Here is a 25358-nt window from a genome sequence, read left to right as displayed (position 1 = left end):
TGCAATCGATGACTTCATCTCCCGATACTACTTCTTCCACCGCGCTTGATTCCGGCCTGCTAGAACAGCAGCTGCGGCAGGAATACGCCTTGTTGCGCGGGCACTTCCGGCTGTCGTCGGGGCTGCACTCCGATACGTATGTGCAGTGCGCGCGCTTCCTGCGCCGGCCCGATTTGGCGGCGCCGGCCGCGGCGGCGCTGGCGGCTCAAATTCGGGCAGCGGGGCTGCAAGCCGATGTGGTCGTCGGCCCAGCGATGGGCGGCGTGGTAATTGCCTACGAACTGGCCCGGCAGTTGGGCGTGCCCGGCATTTTCACGGAGCGCGACGCCGACGGACAAATGACTTTGCGGCGCGGTTTCACCATCGAGCCGGGCGATAAAATCATCATTGCCGAAGACGTGGTAACGACCGGCAAAAGCACGTTGGAAGTCGCTAAAGTGCTGCGCGCTATGGGCGCCGAAGTGCTGGCCGTGGCATCATTAATTGACCGGACGGGCGGAAAAGGCGGGCTGGATTTTCCGCATTTCGCGCTGCTTTCGGTCGCAGCAGCGACCTTTACCCCGGAAACCTGCCCGCTCTGTGCCGCAGGCGAACCGGTGGTAAAGCCTGGCAGTCGGCCGGAAAAAGCGTTTTGAAGCAGCGTTCAGCCGTAGTCTGAGCGTCATGCTGAGCTTGCCGAAGCATCTCTCCCGCTTCGTTGTGATAGTAAATAATTAGTTGTGCAATAGAGATGCTTCGGCAAGCTCAGCACGACGTTTCGATATCATTAATGACCGATACCCACACCATCCAGCTCACGCTGAAACCCGGCCAGCACGACGGCGACGGCCAGCGCGTGGCCGAAGCCGCCGCCCGCCACTTGGGCCTGGCCACCGGCCGCGTGCGCAGCGCCGCCCTCTACACGGTGCGCTACCCACTCACCGAAACCCAGCTGAATAACTTCGCCACCCGCTGCCTCGCCGACCCGGTGCTGCACGACGTGCGCTTGAATGGGTTGACCGCCGCTGAAGGCTTCGCCACCTATATCCTCGTCGCCCGCCGCCCCGGCGTGACCGACGACGAAGGTACCTCCGCCCAAAACGCCCTCGCCGATATCCTGAACGAGCCGCTGGACACCCACACCCAGCACATCTTCAGCAAGCGCCTTTACCTGCTCGAAAACGACCTGCCCGCCGACGACCTGCGCCGCATCGCGGAAGAGCTACTCGGCAACAAACTCATCAACTGGCTGGAAGTGGGCCGCGTGGCCGATGGCATCCGCGACTACACGCCGCGCCCCGGCGGTGGGGCCGAAGCCATCACCGAAATTGTCAAGCTGACTGGCCGCAGCGATGCCGAATTGGTGCAACTGTCGAAGGAAAATATCTACGCGCTGAATCTGGAGGAAATGCGGGCCGTGCGCGACTACTTCGCCGCGGCTGAAACGCAGGCGGAGCGGAAGGCCGCAGGCTTACCGGCTGACCCCACAGATTGCGAGCTGGAAATCATCGCTCAGACGTGGTCGGAGCATTGCAAGCACAAGGAGTTTTCAGCTCTAATCAACTACAAAGACCTGGAAACGGGCGAGGAGAAGCAGGTTGATTCGCTCTTTAAAACCTACATCAAAGACGCCACTTCCGAGGTTGACCGCCAGCTGCGGGCCAACGGCAACGACTGGCTCATAAAGGTGTTTTCCGACAACGCCGGCGCGGTGCGCATCAACCCCGACTCGCTGTTCGTGTGGAAGGTGGAAACGCACAATTCGCCCTCGGCCATTGACCCTTACGGCGGGGCAATTACCGGCATTTTGGGTAACAACCGCGACCCGCTGGCTACTGGTATTGGCGGCGCACAGTTGCTGTTCAACACCAACGTGCTGTGCTTCGGCAACCCGGAGTATGACGGGCCGCTGCTAACCGGTCAGTTGCACCCGCGCCGCATTCTGGAAGGCGTGCGCAAGGGCATTGAGGACGGCGGCAACAAGTCGGGCGTGCCGACGGTGAACGGCGCCATTGTATTCGATGACCGGTACGCCGGCAAGCCGCTGGTATACTGCGGCACCGGCGCGGTAATGCCCATGCAATTCGCAGGCAAAGACTCCTGGGAAAAAATCATCGACGCCGGCGACCGCATCATCATGGCCGGCGGCCGGGTGGGCAAAGACGGCATCCACGGGGCCACCTTTTCTTCCATTGAACTGGATGAAACCGCGCCCGCCACGGCCGTGCAAATCGGCTCGCCCATCACCCAAAAGCTGGCGATGGATTTCCTGATGCTGGCCTCGCGTCGCGGCCTGCTGAAGTGCAGCACCGACAACGGCGCGGGCGGCTTGTCGTCCTCCGTGGGTGAGCTGGCGGGCATATCGGGCGGTGCGGTGGTGGAGCTGGAGCGCGTGCCGCTGAAGTACCCCGGTCTGCGGCCCTGGGAGATTTTCGTGAGCGAATCGCAGGAGCGGTTTACGCTGGTGGTGGAGCCCGGCAAGATGGCCGAGCTGCTGGCGCTGGGCCAGGAAATGGAAGTGGAACTGACCGATATTGGCCACTTCACGTCGGATGGTTTCCTGGACGTGCGCTTTGATGGTGCGCCGGTAGCGCGGCTGAACATGCATTTTCTGCATGAGGGCGTGCCGCGCAAAATCCTGGAAGCGGAGTGGACCAAGCCGGCCGCGGCTGAGCCGGAGATTCCCGCCGCTACGGACTACACCGCCACCTTGGGTCAGCTGCTGGGTTCGCTCAATATCTGCTCGCGCGAGTCGATTATTCGGCAGTACGACCATGAGGTAAAGGGCCGCACGATTGTGAAGCCGCTGATGGGCGCGACGGGCCAAGCGCCGCAGGACGCGGCCGTGGTGCGCTTCAATTTCGAGAGCTGGGAAGGGGTGGCCGTGAGCAACGGCATCCTGCCGCGCTACGGTGATTTGGATGCTTACCACATGTCGGCCGGCGCGTTCGACGAAGCGGTGCGGCAGATTATTGCAGTGGGAGGGAAGCTCCCGAACCTGACGCCCGGCGACGGCATTTTCTGGTCGGTGAACGACAACTTCTGCGTGCCCGATTCGGTGTACGACCCCGCCACGAACCCCGATGGCAAGCAGAAATTAGCCAAGCTGGTGCGCATGTGTGAGGCCCTGCGCGACGCCACGGCGGCCTACTGCATCCCGCTCACCAGTGGCAAGGATTCGATGAAAAACGACTTCAAGGCCGACGGCGTGAAGATTTCGGTGCCGCCCACCGTGCTCTACTCGATGACGGCCAAAATGGAAGACGTGCGCCGCTCCATTACCTCCGATTTCAAGCAGGCCGACGACGTGGTGTACCTCCTCGGCGAAACCCACGATGAGCTGGGCGGCTCCGAATACTACGCCCTACACGGCCAGCTCGGGGCCAATGTGCCCAAGGTTGATTTTGAAAAGGCCAAGGCGCTGTACACCATCGTGGGCCAAGCCAACGACCATAACCTCATCCAATCCTGCCACGACCTGAGCGACGGCGGCTTGGCCGTGGCGCTGGCCGAATGCACTTTCGGCTACAACTGCGGCGCCAGCATCGACTTGCGCGAAACGGGCCTAGCGCTGCCGGCGCAGTTGTTTTCAGAGTCGCACTCACGCTTCCTGGCTACGGTGGCGCCGGAGGATGTGGTGGCTTTTGAGCAGCTGCTTGGCGGCCGCGCCACGCGCCTCGGCATCGTGACGAAGGACGTGCGCTTGGTGGTGCGCCACGGCGGCCACGAGGTGATTTCGGCCGATACGGATGTACTGCGGAGTCTGTGGACCAACGGTCCTGTAAATAAGCTGCTTGGCGTGGTATCGAAGGAAAACCTTAGCCATTCCAATTCGCTGTAAAAGCACAAGACTCAATTCCATTGGCCCAAAAGACTTTTGAAATGGTACAAGACGCCACGCAGGCAGCACATAAAGTTCAATCAGAGGTACAAACGCAGGTGTCGGCCCCGGCTGGCACGGTGCGCGCGCTGATTCTGACGGGCTTTGGTATCAACTGCGAAGAAGAATTCGCGGCCGCTTACCGCATGGCCGGCGCCGAGCCCACCATTGTGCACCTCAACCAGGTGCTGCACGGACAGGTGAGCATCCACGATTTCGACACGCTGAACTTCCCCGGCGGCTTTTCCTTTGGCGATGATTTGGGCTCGGGCGTGGTGCTGGCCAACAAGCTACGCTACCGCCAGACCGGCCCCGGTGGCCGCACGCTGCTCGACGACATCAAGCAATTCATCGCCGAGGGCAAGTTTGTGCTCGGCATCTGCAACGGCTTCCAGGTGCTGGTGAAGCTGGGTTTGCTGCCCAACCTCAGCGGCGAGGTGACGCCCGAAGTAACCCTGACCCACAACGCCAGCGGCCGCTACGAAGACCGGTGGGTGACGCTCCGCGTGAACCCCAAGGCCAACACGCCCTTCCTTAAAGGCATCGACACGCTGGAAGTGCCCGTGCGCCACGGCGAAGGCCGCCTCGTGATTCCGGATGCCGCCATCCAGCAGCGCATCGAAGCCGGCGGCCTCAACTGCCTGAGCTACCTCGACGCCAGCGGCGACGGCACCGACATTTACCCCTTCAACCCCAACGGCGCGGCCCTGAACTGCGCCGGCCTCACCGACCCCACGGGCCAGGTATTTGGCCTCATGCCGCACCCCGAGGCGTTTTTGTCGGCCTACAACCACCCGGACTGGGCCCGCCGCCGCCGTCAAAACCCGCAAGCCAGCGAGGAAGGGGAGGGGCTTCGGATTTTCAAGAACATCGTGGAGCACATTGCTCACTCGCGTGCTGCCGCAACTTCTACCGCAGAATTAGCCACTCAGAATTAATCTTCTTTCTCAAACAGAACCAGCCTTCACAGAAACGTAGCTAAATGAACACCCTCACCCACTTCGCTTCTCCCCAACTCCCATTGCTGCACCGCGGCAAAGTGCGCGACAGCCTGCGCGCGCCCAGCGGCGACCGCCTCATCATCGTAACGGACCGCCTTTCGGCGTTCGATTCGGTGCTCGAAACGGCCATCCCGCACAAAGGTGCCGTGCTGAACGGCCTGGCCAACTTCTGGTTCGAAAAGACGGCCCACATCATCCCAAACCACGTCATCAAGCTCGTGGATGCCAACGCCATGTTGGTGAAAGAGGCGCAGCCCATCAAGGTGGAGATGATTGTGCGCAACTACATCACCGGCTCGATGCTGCGCGGCTACCAAAAAGGCCAGCGCACCTTCTCGGGCGTGACGGTGCCCGATGGCCTGACCAAGCACCAGCAATTCCCCGAGCCCATCGTAACGCCTACCACCAAGGAGGAGTCGGACCGCGAAATCACCCCCGAAAACCTGGTGAGCGAAGGTTGGGTGACCAAGGAACTGTACGACCAAATGGCTGTGAAGTCCCAGATGTTGTTTGCGGTTGGTTCGCGCCTGCTGGCAGAAAAGGGCATCATCCTGGTTGATACCAAGTATGAGTTTGGCTTGCTGAACGGCCAGCTTATTCTCATCGACGAGATGCATACGCCGGACTCGTCGCGTTTCTGGAGCGCCGAGGACTACGCCAAGAACCCCGAGACGGTGGAGCAGATGGACAAGGAGTACGTCCGCCAGTGGCTCATCGCCAACAAAAAAGACGGCGAGTATCCCCGCGCCCTCACCCCGGAAGTGGCCACGGAAGCCAGCCGCCGCTACCTCGACATCTACGAGCGCATCACCGGCGAGGCCTTGCCCACCGCCGAAACCGCCGCGGCTGATGCCCCCGGGTCCGGCCGCCACGACGCCCGCGCCCGCTTGCTAGCCAACCTCGTGCAGGCTGGCTTGGTGAAGGATGCTTGGGTGAACATTGTGATGGGTTCGCCCGCCGACAAGGAGCACTGCGAGAAAATCCGCCAGCAGTTCGAAGGCTACGACGTCTTCACCCAGCTGCGTGTGACCTCGGCCCACAAAAACGGCGAAGCCATTGCCGGCATGGCCGACATCTGGAACAACAGCCTGGAGCCCGGCGTCATCATCGCCGTGGCAGGCTTAAGCAACGGCCTCGGCGGCGCCCTGGCGGCCAACGTGAACGTGCCCGTGATTTCGTGCCCGCCCTACAAGGACTACGCCGAGCTGGCCATGAACCTGAACTCGTCGGTCATCATGCCCAGCGGCACGCCCAACCTCACCGTGGTGCGTCCCGACAACGCCGCCCAAGCCGCCCTGCGCGCCCTGAATATCCCCCGCCTGCGCGAGCGGCTAAGCAAGGATATTCTCGCCACCAAAGCCAAGCTGAAAGCGGCTGACGAGGAGTTCCGGGTACTCTAAGCAACCACGCATCTGATGAATTCCACGGAGCAAAAGAATCTAGTCGAAGCATACATCGAAGCGTACAACCGCTTCGATGTAGCCGGCATGCTCGCGTCGCTGCACGACGAGGTGGTGTTCCAGAACATTGTGGATGGCTCCGCGAACCTGACCACCAACGGGAAGGAGAGTTTTCGTCAGCAGGCCGAGCAGGCTTTGCCCTATTTCTCCCAGCGGGAACAGCGCGTCACCGATTGGCAGGCGAGCAACGAGCAGGTGGAAGTTGTCATTGACTACACCGGCGTAGCGGCCATTGAATTCCCGAACGGGTTGAAGCCCGGCGACACCTTGCGCCTGCAAGGCAAGTCCGTGTTTCGCTTTGCCAACGGCCAAATTATTTCCATCCAAGACATTAGTTAAGCCGCTACGGGCTTCCCAATTTTGACCAACTCCCAAAACGTATTGCTCCTCGGTTCCGGCGCGCGCGAGCACGCCCTGGCCGAAAAGCTGACCCGCGACGGGGCCATGGTGCACGTGCTGCCCGGCAACGCCGGCATCCCCAACAGTTACCCCGAGGTCAATCCGCTGGATTTTGAGGCTGTGAAAGCCTTTGCGCAAGCGCACAATGCCAAGCTGATTGTGGTGGGCCCCGAAGCACCGCTGGCGGCCGGCATTACCGACTTTTTTGCCGGTTCCGATATCAAGGTGTTCGGCCCGACTCGCTCGGCGGCGCGGCTGGAAAGCTCCAAGGTGTGGAGCAAGGAATTTATGCGCCGCCACGGCGTGGCAACGGCGAAAGCCTGGTCATTTCGGAGCGATAATATTGCCGCCGCTCGTGCCAAGGCCGCTGAGCTGGGCGGGCACGTGGTGGTGAAATACGACGGTTTGGCCGCTGGCAAGGGCGTGTACGTTTGCTCGTCGCCGGAAGAAGCGGAAGCTGCTTTGGATGACTTGCAGACGAACTATTCGGGCTGGTTTTCCTTCCTGCTAGAAGAGAAATTGACCGGTCCTGAAATCAGCATTATCGGCCTCACCGATGGCCGCGAAATCAAGATGCTGGCCACTTCGCAGGACCACAAGCAGCTGCTGGCCGGCGACCAGGGCCCCAACACCGGCGGCATGGGGGCCTACTGCCCCGTGCCCTTCGCCAACGACAACGTGCTGGCCGCCATCCGCCGCGACATCGTGGACCCCACCCTGCGTGGCCTGCAAAACGAGCAGTTCGCGTTCCACGGTTTTCTGTATTTCGGCATCATGCTCACGCCCAGCGGCCCCAAGCTGCTGGAGTACAACGTGCGCCTCGGCGACCCCGAAGCGGAAGTATTGTTGCCCGCTCTAGACAGCAGCCTGCTCACCCTGATTGAGGCGACCTTGAATGGCACGCTGGCCCAGCAGGGCGTACGGCAGCGCCCCGGCGCATTCGTGGGCGTGGTGCTGGCCTCTGGCGGCTACCCGGCTCAGAAATTTCCCACCGGCTTCCCCATCAGCGGCTTAGACAATCTGCCTGCGGGCGTTCGGGCTTATCATGGCGCTACCAAGCGCGACGAAGCCGGCCAAATTGTGACCAATGGCGGCCGCGTGCTCGTCCTCACGGCCCACGGCAATGACCTGGAAGCCGCCACCGCTCGCGCCTACGAAGCCTGCGGCAAGGTCACGTTCCAGGACGCCTATTTCCGGCCTGACATTGCCCAACGCCCGGCGCCGGTATTAGCGGCGAGCGCCGTAAATTGAATTATTAACTCAACCATGAGCAGTTCCTCTCCCGCTGAGCAGAATCGTCAGGCTCTCCCACATTTGGGAGGGGCCAGCGTGGAAACGCTTGGTGAAGGGACCCGCAAAGCCCGACTGGCCATTTTGCTGTCGGGCCGCGGTTCCAACATGCTGTCGCTGGTGCAAGCCACCCAAACCGGCGTGCTGCAAGGCCTGGCCGAAGTGGTGGTGGTGTTCAGCAACAAACCCGATGCGCCCGGATTAGAACTTGCCGTCGCCCAAGGTTATCCGGTAGCTTCCTTGCCCAGCCAGGGCCGCAAGCGGGAAGCGTTTGATGCGGAAGCAGCCGAACTGCTGCAGCAATATCACCCCGATTTTGTGGTGCTGGCGGGGTACATGCGCATCTTGTCGCCGGCCTTCATTCAGCCGTTTGCGGGGCGCATTCTCAATATTCATCCCGCCGACACCCACCAGCACCAAGGCCTGCACGCCTACGAGTGGGCCTTTGATAACCAGCTGGCCGAAACCAAAATCACCGTGCATTTGGTTGACGAAGGTCTGGACACCGGGCCCATCCTGGCTCAAGAAACGGTGGATTTGCGCGGCGCTGATACCCTGGCCGAAGTTGAGCGCCGCGGCCTGGCCGTGGAGCACCACTTGTACGCTCAGGTTCTGGCTGACTTAATCATTAATAAACAAAAACGGTCATGCTGAGCGCAGTTGAAGCATCTCTACCGCTTCGTTGTGGTAGCATTATTTACCCCCGCGGTAGAGATGCTTCGATTGCGCTCAGCATGACGTTCCTGATAGTTGCTTTTAACTCGAAATACTCAATCCCATGTGTGGAATAGTAGGTTTTCATGGCCCCGATGACGTTGTTGCCGATATGGTGGTGGGCCTCACCGCCCTGCAACACCGGGGGCAGGACGCGGCCGGCATCGCCACGTTCGATGGTTTGGCCTTCCACCTCCACAAGGGCCAGGGCTTGGTGAACGACGTGTTCAAGAAGAAGCACCTGAAGAAGCTGAAGGGCCACAGCGGCATCGGCCACGTGCGCTACACCACGCAGGGCGCCAACGACTCGAACCTGGCCCAGCCCTTCACCACCAGTTACCCCTTCGGCCTGGCGATGGTGCACAACGGCAACGTCATCAACTTCCGCGACGTGGCCAAGCGCCTGCACGAGAAGTACCACGTGCTGCCCAAAACCACCAACGACCTCGAGCTCATCATGTACACCTTCGCCTCGGAGCTGCGCGTGAAAGACCTCGACCATCTTACCGTGGTCGATATTTTCGACGCGGTGGAAACCACTCAGGAGCTGGTAGAGGGTGCTTATGCCACCATTACCCTGATTGCCGGGCACGGACTGCTGGCCTTCACCGACCCGCTGGCCATCCGGCCGCTGGTGCTGGGCCGCCGCGACACACCGGCTGGCCCGGTGTACGCCTTCGCCTCGGAAAGCACCTGTTTCGACTTTCTGGGCTTTGAGTTTATTGAGAACGTCGGCCCCGGCCAGGCCATCTTTATCGACAACAACTTCCAGGTTCACTACAAGAACCCCTATGAGCTGCCCAAGAATTTCTGCGCCTTCGAGCAAATCTATTTTGCCCGCGAAGACTCCGTTATCCACGGCCGGCTGGTGGCCCGCGAGCGGGTGCGTTTGGGCAAGGTGCTGGCCCGCAAAGTGGCCGATGCCGGCATCAAGCCCGATATGGTGATTGACGTGCCCAGCAGCGGCTACTTCTCGGCCTCCGGGCTGGCCGAGGCCATCGGTGTGCCTTATCGTCGGGCGTTGGTAAAGAACAACCACATGGGCCGCTCCTTCATTGTGGCCACCCAGGCCGGGCGCGAAGACGTGGTGAAGAAAAAGCTGAACCCCATCCGCGAGTTTGTGGAAGGCAAAAAAATTGCCGTCGTGGACGACAGCATCGTGCGCGGCACCACCTCGCGCCGCATCGTGCGGCTACTGCGCGACGCCGGCGCGACGGAAGTCTACTTCATTTCCAGTGCCCCGCCCATCGTGTCACCCTGCATTTACGGCATCGACATGGCCATGAGCACCGAGCTAATTGCGGCCAACTATACGGAGGATGAAATCTGCCGCTACATCGAAGCCGATAAGGTCATTTACCAGGATTTACAAGACTTACAGGACCTGTTTTCTGACGAGAAAGGCCACGGCGGTAGCTGTTTCGCCTGCTTCTCGGGCAAGTACCCGACGGGCGACGTAACCCACTACCTGCGCCACGTGCAGGAGGAGCGCGCCAGCCACCGCCCCGAAAAAGGCAAGAAAAACCTATCCGTAAGCGCCAAAGCGCCCGAGCCGACGGAGCACTAACTCGATTCCATAAGTACCCAACCGTCATGCAGAGCGCCGCGAAGCATCTCGCGTGCCGCCACTAATTCCGGTTGATTTTACTGACTGCACGCGAGATGCTTCGCGGCGCTCTGCATGACGGTCTTTTCTCCTCGCCAACGCCTCACCATGTCTGCTTCCCCCGAAAACCCCGCCGGCTACTCCATCGAAGAAGGCAACGCCGCTTCCCGCAACGCCTACGGCTGGGCCAAAAAAACTTTCGCCAACCGCGCCGGCAAACCCGGCGAAGCCGCCCAGGACCTCGACGGGGGCTTTGCCAACGAAATCCGCTTCGGCAACGCCCGCCTCGGCATCAGCTCCGACGGCATCGGGACCAAGATTGAAGTGGCCGAGCGCGTGGGCCGCTACGACACCCTGGGCTTCGACCTCGTGGCCATGACCGCCGACGACCTCATCGTGGCCGGTTTCGTGCCCACCAACCTGTCCAACATCATCGACGTGAACCACCTCGACTACGACGTGGTGGACCAGATGATGCGCGGCTTGCACGATGCCTGCAACTTCGCCCAACTCGCCATCACCGGCGGCGAAATCGCGGAGCTCGGCAACCGCATCGGCGGCTGGCCCGGCGCCAAAATGAATTTCAACTGGTGCTCCACGGCCATCGGCAGCCTGCACCCCAGCCTGGTGCGGCCCCTGAGCGGGCACACTGCCCAGGCCGGCATGGCGGTGGTGGCCATTCAGTCGCCCTCGTTCCGCTCCAACGGCTACTCGCTGGCCCGCAAAACCCTGCAGCGTCTCTTCGGCGACAACTGGCACGAAGCGCCCTACGACGGGCTCGACACCGGCCAGTACCCTACCTGGGGCGATGCCATGCTGGCGCCCTCGCTCATCTACTCGCCCGGCGTGGCGGCCCTGCTCGATGCTGGCTTGCCCCTGCACGGCGCCGCTCACATCACCGGCGGCGGCGTGGCCGACAACTTCCAGCGCGTACTCAAAAATGGCCTCGGCGCCGTGCTCGACAACCTATTCGAGCCCCTGCCTGCCATGCAGCGCCTTTGCGAAATCGGTGACCTAAGCCCCGAAACCGCCTACCTCTACTGGAACATGGGCACGGGCATGCTGATTGTGACGGAAGAAGCTTCTGCCGCAGCTGTAGTGGCTTCGCTGGAAAGCAACGGCTACCGGGCGCAAGTGGCCGGCCACCTCACCGCCGAAGCTGGCGTGACGCTGCGCGTGGGGGCAGGGGAGTTGCGGTACGCGTAGCCTTGGGGAGTAAAATTTAAGAACGTCATGCTGAGCATGCCGAAGCATCTCTACTGCGCAACTAAAATCAGCTAGTTGCGCAGTAGAGATGCTTCGGCAAGCTCAGCATGACGTTCTATTCGTTCGAGATTTTTACAAGCCAATTATTTCTTTCTAGTTGTTCTTGGGTTAAGCTGATTCGTTGAAACAAGCGTTTTTTCTTTAGTATTGCCATGTTACGATACTTTCTTACTGTATCAGATTGATACACAAACATGTTCAGTCGTCTGTTTTTACTGGTTGCTATTTCAACTACCCAAGCCTCTTTTCCTGGTATCGTTTGCCTTGATGTATCGCCTGGCGAAATTTCATGGCTTAAGTAGAATGCTGGTTGATTGGTATTGGAATCTTCAGGAATGGTGTCTTTGTAAGTCTCAACGCAGATTGCCGAACGACTTTCATTGATTATACTGAGACGCGAATCGTAATAGTCGCAACCAGTTAATAGCAATAGGATTACTACAAAGCAAAGGCGAAACTGAGGTATCATGAGCTAGGGTGGTAAGAGCAGGTAGTACCAATTGATAAATCCAGATGTAATTGGTAACCCTGTTTTGCTAGCTATGCCCCGCGCACCGGCCGCTTCTCCAGAATAAGCTGCGTGCGGTATTCGCAGAGGGTTTTCTCCAGGCCTACGGGGTAGGTGTGAGGGTTGAGGAAGCGGCGGATGCTGGGGTCCAGGCCGTGCACTTCGCGCTGGGCGTGGGCCCGGCTTTCTGTGAGGGTGGGTAGGTCCAGCACGCGCTTGCCTTGGCGGAACACAGGCTCCAGCAGTTCCTTGAATTTGGTTTCGGGCTTGATGGCGAGGCGGCGCGTGTAGTCGGCGGGGTCCACGATGGTAAGCTGGTTGGGGAGGGGCTCGGCGGTGTTGTAGAGCATGTCGGCGCGGGGTTTGCCGTACTCGTTGAGGTAGCGGCGCACTTGCAGGATGCCGGGAATACTGGTTTTGGCTACCTGTTCCGAAAGCTTGATGGTGAAATCCCAGCCGGAATCGTCGGCTTTGCGTAGGGCGGCCAGCTTGTACACTCCGCCTAACGCGGCTTGGTTGTAGGCCGTTACGAGCTGGGTGCCTACGCCCCAAGTGTCGATGCGGGCGCCTTGCTGCTTGAGGCTGGTAATGAGGTTTTCCTCCAAATCGTTGCTGGCTACGATGCGCGTTTCGGTGAAGCCGGCCTCGTCCAGCACGGCGCGGGCCTCGCGGCTGAGGTAAGCCAAGTCGCCCGAATCGAGCCGGATGCCAGCCAGTTCGTGGCCATTGGCGCGCATCTCGCGAGCCACGTGAATGGCCCGCCGCACGCCCTCAATGGTGTCGTAGGTATCGACCAAAAACACGGAGTCGTCGGGAAAAGCCTGCGCATAGGCCGAAAACGCCTGCGTTTCGTCCCCAAAGGCCTGCACCCAGCTGTGAGCGTGCGTACCGCGCACCGGAATGCCGAAACGCTGCCCGGCCAGCACGTTACTGGTGGCATCGGCCCCGCCCAGATAGGCTGCGCGGCTGGCCCCAATGCCGCCATCAAAGCCCTGCGCGCGGCGCAGGCCAAACTCCAAAATCTGGTCGCCGGGCCCGGCGGCTTCTCGGATACGAGCGGCCTTGGTGGCAATCAGGGTTTGGAAATTGACGAGGGTCAGCAGCGCCGTTTCCAGCAATTGGGCTTGTAGCAGCGGCCCGCGCACCCGAATCAGCGGTTCGTTGCCGAACATCACGGTGCCTTCGGGCACGGCGTCGATGTCGCAGGTGAATTTCAGCTGGCGCAGGTATTCCAGAAACTCTGCCGGGAACATCACAGCCCCTTTGCTGCCGCGCAGGCTGCCCAAATAAGTCAGGTCATCGTCCGAGAAATGCAGGTTCTCAACCCAATCCACAGCCAGCGCCAGGCCCGCCGCCACCGCGTAGCCGCCCTGAAATGGCGCCTTGCGGAAGTACAGGTGAAATACGGCTTCCCGGTCTTGCATGCCCTGCTGCCAGTAGCCGTAGGCCATCGTGAGCTGATACAAATCGGTGACGAGGGCAAGGGACGGGGCGTAGAGGCCGGACAGGGGAGCGGTGTTCATAGAAAAGAGCGGCGAAATAAGCAGAAGCTTCAGCCACAAAGGAAACCACCGAAAACCGAAAAAGGCCCGGCCCTTGGCCCGTGCCGGTCGCGTATCTTACGCCCATGTTGTTCCCCCATTCCGCTCTTTTTCGTTTCACGCACCACGTTGGCCAACTATCGGCTAAGCACCGCATGCTCCTTTGCCTGGCGCTGGGCGTGCTGGCCTGGAGCTTGGCTCCGGCCGGCGAGGACACCGTGAGCCGGTGGGTGGCGGCGTGGGACGTGTACGCGGGCAGCACGCTGCTCCTCATCGCGGCGGCCATGTTCACGGCCGATGCGGCTACCATTCGCAAGGTGGCCAACTGCGAAGACCTGAGCCGGGTGGTGGCTTTTGTGTTTGTGCTGGTGGCCGCGCTGGCCAGTTTGCTGGCGGTGGTGGCGTTGCTCGGCACCCTCGATTCGCTGTCGCGCGGGGCCCTCACGCGGCACGTGGCCATCAGCGTGGTGGCCGTACTCGAGTCGTGGTTGCTGGTGCACACCGTATTCACGTTGCACTACGCGCACATTTATTACGACAACGACGAGCGCCACGGCGGCGATACCGGCGGGCTGGAGTTTCCCGGCAACGACCCCGAGCCCGATTACCTGGATTTTGCCTACTTCGCCTTCACCATCGGCATGGCCGCCCAAACGGCCGACATCACCATTCCCGGCAAGCGGCAACGCCGCACGGCGCTGCTGCATTCTCTCATTTCATTCGGGTTCAACACCGCCATTGTGGCCCTGAGCGTGGGCGCCGTGGGCGAGCTGATGCGCTGAGGCGGGCTTCTCGAAACGAGGGGGGTGCCCTACGAAATGAGGCCCCGGCCCACGGCCAGCTTGATGAGGGCGGCGGTGTTCTTGGCCTGGGTTTTGGCGATGATGTTTTGGCGGTGGGTTTCGATGGTGCGCTTGCTGGTGAAGAGCTTGTCGGAGATTTCGCCGTTGGTAAGGCCTTCGGCGATGAGCTTGAGCACTTCCAGCTCGCGGGCCGTGAGGTCGGCGCCCGCGTGGCCGCCATCGTCAGTAGCGATGGTGGACGACTGCACCACGGCCTTGTGCAGCATGTTGAGGCCGATTTCGGTGCACAAGAACGGGTTGCCCGCCGCCACCGTGCGAATGGCGTAGGTGATTTCGTTGATGGCCGCGTTCTTGAGCACATAGCCCGAGGCCCCGGCCTCGAACATGCGGGTTACGTAGTTTTCGTGGTCGAGCATGGTGAGCACCAGCACGCGCACCTCCGGGAATCGGCTGCGGATTTCGGGCACGGTGGCAAAGCCGTCGAGCACGGGCATTTGCACATCCATCAGCACCACGTCAACGGGTGTCGTTTCCAGGATGGAGAGTACCTCGGCGCCGTTGCTGGCTTCGCCCACCACATCTAAGTCGGCATCCGCCGAAAGGAGTGCGCGAATGCCATCGCGCAAAATTGTGTGGTCATCAGCAAGCAGAATACGGGTCATGGCCAGAAAAAAGTTTAGGTCCGGGTTGTCAAAACGAATTGCGGATGACAAAGTTGGGCTAACTCTTGGGACCAAAATGGCGGGTACGTATTAATACGATATGAAAAGTCAATGCTTGCGCTTTTCCCCGTATTAATACGGCTTTTGCCCAAAACAGCCCCGATATGCTTGCCGAGCCGTGTACTTTCGGGTTGCTATAAAACCGGACTGCCAGCTATTATTTGGCAACCGGGGTATCTGCGCTTCTTTTGCCCGTCAACTCGTTTATGATTCGCTTGCTGCTTACCGATGGCGATTTTTCCGCCCGTGAGGCCCTTCGGGGGTGGTTTGAGGCAGTGGTGGGGATGGAAGTGGTCGGCAACGTCGGCAACGGTGCCGACCTGCTGGCGCAAACGGCCAGCTGTGCGCCCACTCTCGTGCTGCTCGACCTGAGCCTGCCCGGCCCCGACGTGTTTGCGCTGCTGCCGGCCTTGCGGGAACAGGACGTCCAACTGCGCGTGCTGGTGCGCGGCGAGCTCACCAACGAGCATTACGTGCGCCGCGCGTTCGACTTGGGGGCCCACGGCTACCTGCTTAAAAGCTCCCTGCCCACCGAGCACGCGCACGGCGTGCGCACCGTGGCCCTGGGCCGGCCGTTTCTGTGCTCGGCCATTGGGCTGGCGCTGCTCAACCGCCTCTACGCCACTGGTCCGACGGGGGGTGCGGCCACCCAGGCCGCTCTGGGCCTGAGCAAACGCGAGATGGAAGTGTTGGGCTTAGTGGCCAGCGGGCTGACCAATGCCGAAATTGCGGGCAAACTCTTCACCAGCAAGCGCACCATCGAAACCCACCGCCAGAACATCATGGAAAAGACCCAATCTCGCAACACGGCGGCCCTCATCAAGCTGGCCGCCAGCCAAGGGCTGCTCCCGAAGTAAAAGCCGGGTTTTACGGGCGGTGCTGCCCCGCGCTTCCGTCGCCATGCATTTTTGTGCACCCGCGCAGCACATCCGTATTTATTGCTGCGCGGCAATGATGAATTCGGCCAGCTCGCGGAAGCAACCGTGGCCGCCGGGCACTTGGCAATGGAAGTCGGCCACGGCGCGGGCAAAGGAAGTGGCATCGCCCGGGCAGGCCGCCAAGCCAACCATGCTCAGAATGTCGAGGTCGTTGGTGTCGTCGCCGATGAACGCCACTTCGTCGGCCCGGAGCCCGGTGCGGGCCAAAATGCTGTGCAGGCAGGCCGGCTTGTCTTTCACACCCAGATGGAGTTCCTCAATCTGGAGCTTGGCGGCGCGGGTGCGCACCGAAGGCGACAGCTCGCCCGTCATAATGCCCGTGGCGATGCCGAACTCGCGCAGGCGCACCACCCCCATGCCATCGCGGATGCTGAAGCGCTTCATTTCCTCGCCCCGTTCGGAGTAGTACACCCCGCCGTCGGTGAGCACGCCGTCGCAGTCGGTGAGTACTAAACGAATGCGGCGGGCGCGGGCAATGAGGTCGGCTAATTTCATAAAAACAAGAAGGAACAGAAACGGGGGAGGGGCTAATCGAACGGCTCGAAGCAATCAGCCCGCAAGAACGGCACGGAATGGCGAATGAAAATTGCACTGTAATTATAATTATCACGGAAAGTGTATATTAGCCTTTGCAATCTATTATAGTAGTATCTTATGAAGAATTCTTTAGCTATCGGGGCAATGTTGGCCCTTTCGGTTCCTTTCGCCGCCTTCGCCCAAATACCTCGGGATGCTGTGGTGGCCGCAGAAACGGCTTTCGCCGCGCAGGCCGCCCAAGACGGTACCAAAGCCGCGTTTCTGGCCCACAGCGCGCCCACGGCCCTGATAACTGAGAAGGGCAACTGGGTGAAAGCCCAGGACCTGTGGAAGTCCCGCCCGGCCCAGCCCGGTACGCAGCTGGCTTGGTACCCCGTGCTGGCCGATGCTGCGCAGTCGGGCGAAATGGGCTACACAACCGGGCCCTGGACTTCTTCCCTCAACGACCAGCCCCAGGCCACCGGCGAGTACGTGACCGTGTGGCGTAAGCAGGCCGACGGCAAAATGAAATTCGTGGTCGATATGGGCATCGAACGCATTGGCGCGGCCCCGGCCAAGGCGGCCACTGTGCCGCAGCCGCGCCTTTTGGCCGCGGCCGCCACTCCCAGCACCGCCCCGCCTAACATCGTAATCGACATCGACAAAAAGTTTGCCCTTGCCCAGCAGCTGAAGCCGGGCGCTACTTACCAGCAATACCTCAGCACGGAGGCTCGTCTTTATCGGCCGGGCCTGTCGATGATGCAAGGCGCCGCCGCCGCCGCGAACATGAAAAACCTGGACGGGAACTACAGCTTCATCGTGGGCACGGGGTACCTGGCGGCGTCTGGGGACCTGGGCTATGTAGTGGGCACCGTCAGCCGCCCGGCGGGCCTGAAGCACCCACAGGAAAGCGGCAGCTACCTGCGCATCTGGCGGCGCGAAGCCGTGGATGGCTGGCGCATTGTGCTGGAAATATTCAACTTCGCCCCCAGCGCAGCAGACACTGCCACCTCCCCGGTTCCCGATAAGGTCCCGGCTTCCGGCCAGGTATCCGCCAAGCCTTCTAACTAAGCTGGGCCCGCCAGATGACAAAACAGCCCCCGTCTGCTAGCAGGCGGGGGCTGTTTTGTCATCTGGAGGCCGGAACTGCTAAGCGCCGGTAGCGGCCAGGCGCACCACCAACCCGTCGGTGCGGGGCGTGAGGCGAATCTGGCAGCTCAGGCGGCTGCCTTCGTGCACCACGGGCAGGGTTTCGAGCATGTCGAGTTCGTCGTCGCCGGGCTCGGGCAGGGCGGGGCCCGCCAGCACTTCCACGTGGCAGGTGGCGCACAGCGCCATGCCCCCGCAGGTGGCCATAATGTCGTAGCCGCTGGCTTTGAGCAGTTCCATCAAGCTCAGGCCCATGTCGGTGGGGCCGATGAGTTCGGTGCGTTGGCCGGGGGCTTCTTCGACGTAGATGCGGATATCTTCTTCCATAGGTTCGGTGAATTCGTAGAACAAAAGAACGTCATGCTGAGCGAAGCCGAAGCAGCTCTACTGCGCAACTAACTGTGATTAGTGCTGCGGTAGAGACGCTTCGGCTTCGCTCAGCATGACGTTCTGCGCTGTTGCTACAGGCTGGGTGCCCCGTTCACGGTCGTGTACTTGAGCGTGTACTTCTTGTCGGGGTAAATGTATTTGAACGCGCCCTGGCACATGAGCGCGGCCTCGTGGAAGCCACAAAGGATTAGCTTCAGCTTGCCGGGATAGGTGTTGATGTCGCCGATGGCGAACACGCCGGGCAGCGAAGTGCTGTAGTCAAGCGTATTGACTTTTACAGCGTCGTTTTCGATTTCCAAACCCCACTCGCCGATGGGGCCGAGCTTGGGCGTGAGGCCGAACAACGGAATGAAGTGGTCGAGCGGCACGGTGTCGGCGGTGCCGTCGTTGGCGGTGATGGTAACCTGGGCCAGCTTGCCGTTGCCGTGCAGGTGCGTCACGTTGGAACTCAGCACGAGCTTGATTTTGCCGGCTTCGTGCAGCTTTTGTACTTTCTCGGCCGAGTCGGCGGCGCCGCGGAAGGTGGTGCCGCGGTGCACCAAGGTCACGTCGGCGGCCACGTTGGCCAGGAAGTTGGTCCAGTCCAGGGCGGAGTCGCCGCCGCCGGCGATGACGATTTTCTGGTCGCGGAAGTGCTCGGGGTCGCGCACCATGTAGTGCACGCCTTTGCCGCCTTCAAACTGCTCCAGGTTTTCAACGGCGGGCTTGCGCGGCTCAAACGAGCCCAGACCGCCGGCAATGGCCACGGCCTTGCAGTGGATTTCGGTGCCGTCGGTGGTGTAGAGCTGGAACGAGCCGTCGTCGAGCTTGGCAAACCGCTCCACCCGCTCGCCCAGCGTGAAGGTGGGATGGAAGGGCGCAATCTGCTTCATCAGATTGTCGACCAAGTCGCCGGCCAGGATTTCGGGGAAACCCGGAATGTCGTAAATCGGCTTCTTGGGATAAATTTCGGAGAGCTGGCCACCGGGCTGGGGCAGGGCATCGACCACGTGGCAACGCAGCTTGAGCAAACCGGCTTCAAAAACCGCAAACAGGCCGACCGGTCCGGCCCCAATGATGCAAATATCGGTTGAAATGGTATTGGGCATAATAGCAATTAGTGCCTGACGAGGCGCCGAGTGAAAAGCGGCCGAACGCCGTAGCAAGCCGTTTGGCAAAGGTACGGTCCGCAGCCGGGGCCGCCAACGACGACCCGGGTCATAACAACCGACGCGCCCAAATCGTTGGCTGTTAACTGCTATTCAGCTACCGAATTTGCGGCGTGCGACACAGCAAGTGCCGGTTCAGTGGCGACTTCGTCCAGGAACTGCGCGGCTTCCCACATGGTCAGGAACTGGCGCACGGGCATGGCCTGGGCCGTGGTTACTTCGTCGCTGCAGCGGCGGGTGGGCAGGCCGGGCACGTGTACTTCGGCCACGACGTTGACGCCGCGCTCCACGATGAGCTGCTCCACGGCCTGAAAATCGGCCAGCAAGTCCTGGTTTGATTGATTAACGACCTGCATGTCGCTGAGAATGCTGAACCCCGGGCGCACTTCGGCCAGCGCGGCGGTCCAATCGGCTAGGTAGTCGGGAAGGGCCGTGGCCTGCTGCATCTGCCCAAAATTCTGGTAGAATAAGCGGTTCTTCTCTTGTTCAACGGTAAGCTGGTATTCGGGTCGGAAAGCAATAAGACGCATAACGGCAAACAACACATAACAACGCGAGTCCGGATAAATACTTAGGCCTCGATGGGGCTACAATATTAATACGTAGAATGTTAACATTGTTCGATGAGCGGCCTAAAACGAGAAAGCCAGGCTCGACGTCAGGTTGCCGTAGCTGTTGGCGGACGGATTGTCGGCGCGCTGAAACACAGGCGCTTTCCCTTTCAAATAACGGCCCTCGACCCTTAACGTCACGTTGGTAGTCGGCGCGTAGTCGAGATTGAGCGAGCCGCCACCGGCCAGGAAATCAGGCGCGCCGGCAAGGGGCGAAATATTTCCGGTGACCAATACGCCGCGTTCGGCAAAGTAGTACTCGGCGCGGGCGGCGGCTACCCACTTGTTGGCCAATTGGTAGCGCACAAAGGCGGCGGCCGTGTGCCAGGTATCGTATCGGCCCGACGTCTCGGTTTCCTGCTTGCCCACGTCGAACACGCCCGCCACGCTCAGGTGGTCGGTGAGGGCGTAGGTGAGGTAAAAGTTGTGGAAATAACGGCGGCGCCGGAGCGCATCGGCGGGCTGCTCATCGCCGACGAAGGTGCTGCTGTTGAGGAGCAGCTTGGGGCTGGGTTTCCACTGAATTTGGGTGCCCAGGGCTTTTTTCTGGTTGGTTTCACGGATGTTTTGCCAGCCGTTTAGCACAAAGGCCGTGAGCGTGAGCTTGGGGTCCAGCTCATAGGTGAAGCGGGCGCCGGTTTCGTAGTAGGGCGAGTTTTCGGCCATGATGGAGCGCGCCAGCGTCCAGTTTTCCTTGCTGATGGCGGACTCAAAGCCGATGTGGGAGGTGAAGATGCCCACGTCAAGCCAGGTTTGTTTAAAGGGGCGAAACCCCGCATAGGCCTCATAGAGGTGCCGGAAGGTGGAGCCTTCGGCCGCGTAGTTGGCCTCGACGTAGGAACCGGCCTGCAGGGCCAGTGCGCCGCGCACCTGGTCGTTGTTGTAGCGCACGCCTAGCACGCCCTGGTTCACGCTAAACTCGTCTTGCCGGTTGTGGGAATACAGAAACGAAGGCCGCAAATTGGAAACGTCGTTGCCAAAATCATAGCCGTAATAGGCATCCAAGGCGCCGTAGAAGGTGAGGGGACCGGCTGGGGCCGCCGCAACCGAGTCTGACACGGCCGTTGGGGCTGGAGCGGGCGTTTGGGCGTGCGCAGAAAAAATTGCTGCCCCAAGCAGCAGAAAAAAGAAACTTTTCATAGAAAGCAGGCAAGCGTGCGGACTACCCCACGCGGTTACAAAGGTGTCGGTTAGCAGCAGAATCGGGTTGGCTTACCGCCGGGATTATACTTTATAGGCCAGTTCTTCGGCGGCCACGGCCGCTGTGGGTACGGGGTCCGATTCGGAGGGCACGCGCTGCAAATCGAGCCGGCGGTGGGGCTGAATGGTCAGCGGCACCAGTTCCACGGCCACATCGCTGGTGTCGAGGCCAAAGGCCTGCTGGTCGCTGATGGCCAGTTTGTTGAACAGGAAGTATCCCTGCAGAATAATCCGCTCGCGCAGCGACAGCTGGTTGTCGAAACTCAGCACTTTGTCGAGTACCACAAAGCGGAAATCGCCGGGTAGCTTGTGTTTTTGCAGCGTGGCGTAGCGCGAGGTGATGTCGATTTCGCCCTGCGCGGCCATGTCCTCCAGCACCCTTCTAAACAGCAAGTTGATGCGCGGCTGGATGCGGAAGCCCAGCTGGAAATTGATTTTGTAGGCCACGTCGGTCACCAGCGTTTCCAGGGTGTAGCGCATCCCGAACGGCTCGTTGAGTAGGCTGATGTTCAGGAACCAGTACCGGTCGGCGCGCTTCGGCTTCTTGCGCAGGATGGAGTAGAGGATGCGCGCCTCAATCTGCCGGGCGTTTTTGCTGCGCGTGAGGTACACCAGGTTCGAGGCGTATTTGCTCACGGTGGGGTCTTGGCTCAACTCCTGCAGGATGGGCAGGTTGCCGGCCCAGTCGGTCATTTCCAGGTAGCGGTTCTTGATTTGGCGGCCCTTGTAGCCCACCCACATACCCATAATCAGGGCCCACTCGAAGACCAGAATGCCCAGTCGGCTGAGCAATTTGGTGATGTTGGCGACGAGGAACGACAGCTCCACCGTCAGAAACACCAGCATGATAACGCCCACTACCGGCAGCGCCCAGTGCTTCACGCCCCGCAGGTATTGCGAGAGCAAGATGCTGGTCATCAGCATGGCCACGGTGATGGAAAAGCCGTAGGCGCCCTCCATAGCGCTCGACGTCTGGAACCAGAGTTGCACCGCCACGCAGCCCGCCCACAGCAGCCAGTTGATGCTCGGCACGTAAATCTGCCCGCGCTGGTCGGTGGGGAAGAGGATGCGCACCTTGGGCCAGAAATTCAGGCTCACCGCCTCGGAGACCAGCGTGTAGGAGCCCGAAATCAGGGCTTGCGAGGCTATGATGGTGGCCGCCGTGGCCAACACGATGAGCGGCACCAAAGCCCACGAAGGCGCAATGAGGAAGAAGGGGTTTTGGTCGGTAAGCACCTGGCCGGCCCGCTCCATGGCCCAGGCACCCTGGCCCAGGTAGTTGAGCACCAGCGCCAATTTCACGAAAAGCCAGGCTGCGCGGATGTTTTTGCGGCCGCAGTGCCCCAGGTCCGAGTACAGCGCCTCGGCGCCGGTGGTGCACAAAAACACCGCCCCCAGCAGCCAAAATCCTTTCGGATAAGTCGTAAGCAACTCGATGGCATACAGCGGGTTCAGCGCCTTGAGAATGGCCGGGTGCTGCAGCACCTGCGCCACGCCCAGCGTGCCAATGGTGCTGAACCACAGCAGCATGATGGGGCCAAAAGCCGCGCCAACCACCTTGGTGCCAAACTGCTGAAACGCAAACAGCAACGTAATAATGACCAGCACAATGCCGATGATGGTGCTTTCGGTCAGGCTAGGGTCCAGGATTTTCAACCCTTCGATGGCCGAAGACACCGAAATGGGCGGCGTGATAATGCCATCGGCCAGCAGCGTGCCCGCCCCGATGATGGCCGGCCACAGCAGCCACTTGCCCCGGTGCCGCACCAGCGAGTACAGCGAAAAAATGCCGCCCTCGCCGTGGTTGTCGGCCTCCAGCGTCAGCAAAATGTACTTGATACTGGTTTGGAGCGTGAGGGTCCAGAATACTGCCGATACGCCGCCATACACCAGTAGCTCGCTCACCGGCCGGTCGCCGAGAATGGATTTGAACACGTACAGCGGCGAGGTGCCAATATCCCCGAAAATGATGCCCAGCGTGACCAAAAGGCCCGCCACGGTGATATTTCGCTTGTGAATACTGGTTTCGGAAAGGGCAAAATTTGACATGGCAGTGGCTAGCACCCACCTTGCGGCAGGCCAGAAAAAATGAGGAATAAAGTGAAAAGGGAGCTAGGCGACGGGCAGCGCCAGGTAGAAGCGGCTGCCCTGCCCAGGCTGGCTGTCCACCCACAGGCGGCCCTGCTGGGCGGCCAGAAATTCGCGGGCAATGCTCAGGCCCAGGCCGGTGCCGCCGGCCGCCGGCTCCCCGCCGGGACTCGGGCCTTGGGCATAGCGCCGGAAAATCTGCTCCTGCAGGTCCAGCGCAATGCCGGGGCCCTGGTCTTCCACGCAGCACTCCACCGTGCGGCCGGCTCCCGCCTGGGCCCGCACCACCACGCGCCCACCGGGGGGCGAAAAGCGAATGGCGTTGGCCAGCAGGTTTACCAGCACCCAGGTGGTTTTTTCGCGGTCGGCGCGCACCGCAGGCAGGTCGGCGGGCAAGTCCACGTCGAGCTGCAGCTGCTGGGGCCGCAACTGCAACTGCACCGCTTGGGCCGCGGCGGCCACTAGCTCCGCCACGGGCACTGCTTCGAGTTGCAGCGGAATGGCGCCCGATTCGAGCTTGCCCACTTCCAGCAGTTCGCCCACGAGGCGCAGCAGGCGCTGGTTTTCTTGCTTGATGCTGCCTAAAATCTCCTGCTGCTCGTGGTTGACGGGGCCGATGCGCTGGTCCTGCAGCAGCTTCAGGTTGAAGTTGATGCTGGAAAGGGGCGTTTTCAGCTCGTGCGAGACCGTGGCCAGAAAGTCGGACTTAGCCCGGTCAAGCCGCCGGAACTCCGACACGTTTTGGAGCGTCACCACGGTGCCGAGAAATTCCATCTGGTCACGGGCGGGGTTGAAGGCAACCACGTCGCGCGTGGCCAGGCGGTAGTAGTCGGGCTCGGCCGGTTCAACGGCGTTGGGCACGGCCAGCTGCGGGGCCTCGGCGGGGCGTTGGGCCTTGGGCGTTTCCAGGTAGGCTCGCAACTGGTGGAATAGCTCCGATTGCGTCGCTAATTCATCGGCCGCCATCTCGGTGAGGGCCGGGGCGGGCTGGCCCAGCAGGGCGGCAGCCGTGGGGTTGGCCAGCAGCACGCAGCGGTCGGCGTCGAGCAGGAGCAGGCCTTCGTCGAGGTGCTCCACGATGCTGGCGGCGCGGTTGCGCTCGGTCACCAGTTCGGCCAGCGAGGCGTTGCGGGCGCCGTGCAGCTGCACCAGCATGCGGTTGAAGGCCCGCGCCACCACCCCAAACTCGTCGTTAGTTTCTTCGGGGATAGTGCCCGTAAACTCGTTTCGCGTGGCCGCGTCAATGCTTGACGAGAGCTTGCGCAGGCCGCTCACGGCCGCCTCGGGCACGCTGAACACAAACAACAGGGCAAACAAGCTGCTGAAGGCCAGTAGCAAAATGGTGTTGCGCTCAATGTCGGCCGCCCGCTTCTCTGATTCGGCGTTTTTACGCGTTAGGGCGCTTTCATTCAGCTGCACCACTTGGGCCGTTTGCTGGCTGAGCTGGTGGTGGGTCGGGAGCGTGCGGGCGAAATAAGTGGCGCGGCCGGCGGCCGGCTCTGCTTCCACCAGATTGCGGTAAGTGGCAAAATTCTGCTGCAGCCCCGCCACCAGTTCCCGCTCGCCGGGTTCGGTGATGTTACCCGCTTCCTGCGTCAGAGCGGTTTCGAACCGGGCCAACCCGATGTGAATCTCTTCGGTGGCGCTGTCGCCGGCTGGGGCCAAAAACCGCCGTTGCTGCGCCTTGCTGAGCAGGTTGAGCGCTGCGTGCATTTCCTGCCCCATTTGCACCGAGTAGAAATTGGCCTGCAGAATGTGGCGCGCCGCCTGGTCCAGTTGCCGCACCGCGCCCAGGCTGTAAGCGCCCACGCCCAGCAGCAGCGTCAGGAGCAGCAGGAAACCCAGCGTGATTTTGGTTTTGATGTTCATGGCAAGTGGTTGACAAGGGACACAGCCCCGCTTGCCAATTGGTGTCCACAAACGGCAGCTTGCCTGGTGTTGACAGCTAATGTTCTGTGAACTAGGGAGAATAAAAAATATTGGCGCGATAGCTTGCTAACCACGGTTGACCTAACCGGGCCATTTTGACCCAGTAGGATTGTCAAAGTGACTCGATGGCTACCCAAAAGAACCGTCCGAAAGAACGTCATGCAGAGCGCCGCGAAGCATCTCGCGTGCCACCACTAATTACTTATTGCACGCGAGATGC

At 61.0% G+C, this 25358-nt stretch carries 22 protein-coding genes; 12 read left to right on the top strand and 10 right to left on the bottom strand.

What is annotated here, in order from left to right:
* Positions 1 to 8: 8 nt before the first annotated feature.
* The 9 genes from pyrE (at position 9) to I2I05_RS14430 (ending at position 11535) form a co-directional block, all read left to right on the top strand.
* Positions 9 to 635, top strand: coding sequence for an orotate phosphoribosyltransferase (pyrE, locus tag I2I05_RS14470; RefSeq protein ID WP_196282991.1), 627 nt, complete (start codon positions 9 to 11; stop codon positions 633 to 635).
* 134 nt (positions 636 to 769) lie between these two features.
* Positions 770 to 3820 (top strand): phosphoribosylformylglycinamidine synthase subunit PurL, encoded by a 3051-nt coding sequence (locus I2I05_RS14465; protein WP_196282990.1) that lies wholly within the window; start codon positions 770 to 772, stop codon positions 3818 to 3820.
* 41 nt (positions 3821 to 3861) lie between these two features.
* The gene (locus I2I05_RS14460) at positions 3862 to 4797 is read left to right on the top strand and encodes a phosphoribosylformylglycinamidine synthase subunit PurQ (RefSeq protein WP_196282989.1); all 936 of its coding nucleotides are present in this window, start codon (positions 3862 to 3864) and stop codon (positions 4795 to 4797) included.
* Between the two features lie 44 nt (positions 4798 to 4841).
* The gene (locus tag I2I05_RS14455) at positions 4842 to 6260 is read left to right on the top strand and encodes a phosphoribosylaminoimidazolesuccinocarboxamide synthase (protein ID WP_196282988.1); all 1419 of its coding nucleotides are present in this window, start codon (positions 4842 to 4844) and stop codon (positions 6258 to 6260) included.
* Between the two features lie 15 nt (positions 6261 to 6275).
* Positions 6276 to 6659, top strand: a complete 384-nt coding sequence (locus I2I05_RS14450; protein WP_196282987.1) for a nuclear transport factor 2 family protein — start codon at positions 6276 to 6278, stop codon at positions 6657 to 6659.
* 21 nt (positions 6660 to 6680) lie between these two features.
* A complete protein-coding gene (purD, locus tag I2I05_RS14445) occupies positions 6681 to 7970 on the top strand; it encodes a phosphoribosylamine--glycine ligase (RefSeq protein ID WP_196282986.1) in 1290 nt (429 codons plus the stop codon).
* 15 nt (positions 7971 to 7985) lie between these two features.
* Positions 7986 to 8663, top strand: coding sequence for a phosphoribosylglycinamide formyltransferase (gene purN, locus I2I05_RS14440; protein ID WP_196282985.1), 678 nt, complete (start codon positions 7986 to 7988; stop codon positions 8661 to 8663).
* 124 nt (positions 8664 to 8787) lie between these two features.
* Positions 8788 to 10290: an amidophosphoribosyltransferase gene (purF, locus tag I2I05_RS14435; protein WP_196282984.1), complete on the top strand. Its 1503-nt coding sequence runs from the start codon at positions 8788 to 8790 to the stop codon at positions 10288 to 10290.
* Positions 10291 to 10437: 147 nt separating this feature from the next.
* Positions 10438 to 11535 carry an AIR synthase-related protein gene (locus I2I05_RS14430; protein ID WP_196282983.1) on the top strand — a complete coding sequence of 366 codons (1098 nt, stop codon included), beginning with the start codon at positions 10438 to 10440 and terminating at the stop codon, positions 11533 to 11535.
* 115 nt (positions 11536 to 11650) lie between these two features.
* Here I2I05_RS14430 and I2I05_RS14425 read toward each other — a convergent pair whose 3' ends face one another.
* Together I2I05_RS14425 and I2I05_RS14420 are read right to left on the bottom strand one after the other, a co-directional pair.
* The gene (locus I2I05_RS14425; protein WP_196282982.1) at positions 11651 to 12064 is read right to left on the bottom strand and encodes a hypothetical protein; all 414 of its coding nucleotides are present in this window, start codon (positions 12062 to 12064) and stop codon (positions 11651 to 11653) included.
* Positions 12065 to 12135: 71 nt separating this feature from the next.
* Positions 12136 to 13626 (bottom strand): nicotinate phosphoribosyltransferase, encoded by a 1491-nt coding sequence (locus I2I05_RS14420; protein WP_196282981.1) that lies wholly within the window; start codon positions 13624 to 13626, stop codon positions 12136 to 12138.
* Between the two features lie 104 nt (positions 13627 to 13730).
* Between I2I05_RS14420 and I2I05_RS14415 the strand changes: the two genes are divergently transcribed.
* On the top strand, positions 13731 to 14426 hold the full coding sequence (locus I2I05_RS14415) for a DUF1345 domain-containing protein (RefSeq protein WP_196282980.1): 696 nt from the start codon (positions 13731 to 13733) through the stop codon (positions 14424 to 14426).
* Positions 14427 to 14455: 29 nt separating this feature from the next.
* On the opposite strand, the gene I2I05_RS14410 is transcribed toward I2I05_RS14415, so the two are convergent.
* Entirely contained in the window at positions 14456 to 15109 is a 654-nt protein-coding gene (locus I2I05_RS14410) for a response regulator (RefSeq protein WP_196282979.1), read from the bottom strand.
* A gap of 266 nt (positions 15110 to 15375) precedes the next feature.
* Here I2I05_RS14410 and I2I05_RS14405 point away from each other — a divergent pair, with 266 nt between their 5' ends.
* Entirely contained in the window at positions 15376 to 16026 is a 651-nt protein-coding gene (locus I2I05_RS14405; RefSeq protein WP_196282978.1) for a LuxR C-terminal-related transcriptional regulator, read from the top strand.
* A 78-nt stretch (positions 16027 to 16104) separates the two neighbouring features.
* On the opposite strand, the gene I2I05_RS14400 is transcribed toward I2I05_RS14405, so the two are convergent.
* Entirely contained in the window at positions 16105 to 16602 is a 498-nt protein-coding gene (locus I2I05_RS14400) for a KdsC family phosphatase (RefSeq protein ID WP_196282977.1), read from the bottom strand.
* Positions 16603 to 16761: 159 nt separating this feature from the next.
* On the opposite strand from I2I05_RS14400, the gene I2I05_RS14395 reads away from it, so the two are divergent.
* Positions 16762 to 17694, top strand: coding sequence for a Cif family virulence factor (locus I2I05_RS14395; RefSeq protein ID WP_196282976.1), 933 nt, complete (start codon positions 16762 to 16764; stop codon positions 17692 to 17694).
* A 78-nt stretch (positions 17695 to 17772) separates the two neighbouring features.
* Here the strand turns inward: I2I05_RS14395 and I2I05_RS14390 are convergent, their stop codons facing one another.
* From I2I05_RS14390 to I2I05_RS14365, 6 genes are all read right to left on the bottom strand, one after another.
* Complete coding sequence (locus I2I05_RS14390; protein WP_196282975.1) at positions 17773 to 18099, bottom strand: 2Fe-2S iron-sulfur cluster-binding protein; 327 nt, start codon at positions 18097 to 18099, stop codon at positions 17773 to 17775.
* A gap of 134 nt (positions 18100 to 18233) precedes the next feature.
* On the bottom strand, positions 18234 to 19250 hold the full coding sequence (locus tag I2I05_RS14385) for an NAD(P)/FAD-dependent oxidoreductase (protein ID WP_196282974.1): 1017 nt from the start codon (positions 19248 to 19250) through the stop codon (positions 18234 to 18236).
* A gap of 149 nt (positions 19251 to 19399) precedes the next feature.
* The gene (locus tag I2I05_RS14380) at positions 19400 to 19840 is read right to left on the bottom strand and encodes a hypothetical protein (RefSeq protein ID WP_196282973.1); all 441 of its coding nucleotides are present in this window, start codon (positions 19838 to 19840) and stop codon (positions 19400 to 19402) included.
* 102 nt (positions 19841 to 19942) lie between these two features.
* On the bottom strand, positions 19943 to 21061 hold the full coding sequence (locus tag I2I05_RS14375; protein WP_196282972.1) for a porin: 1119 nt from the start codon (positions 21059 to 21061) through the stop codon (positions 19943 to 19945).
* An 84-nt stretch (positions 21062 to 21145) separates the two neighbouring features.
* A complete protein-coding gene (locus I2I05_RS14370; RefSeq protein ID WP_196282971.1) occupies positions 21146 to 23170 on the bottom strand; it encodes a KUP/HAK/KT family potassium transporter in 2025 nt (674 codons plus the stop codon).
* A 63-nt stretch (positions 23171 to 23233) separates the two neighbouring features.
* Complete coding sequence (locus I2I05_RS14365) at positions 23234 to 25078, bottom strand: ATP-binding protein (RefSeq protein ID WP_196282970.1); 1845 nt, start codon at positions 25076 to 25078, stop codon at positions 23234 to 23236.
* Positions 25079 to 25358 lie beyond the last annotated feature (280 nt).

It is taken from the genome of Hymenobacter jeongseonensis (genome assembly GCF_015694725.1).
GTDB lineage: Bacteria > Bacteroidota > Bacteroidia > Cytophagales > Hymenobacteraceae > Hymenobacter > Hymenobacter jeongseonensis.
This window is presented reverse-complemented; position numbering and strand designations above follow the sequence as displayed.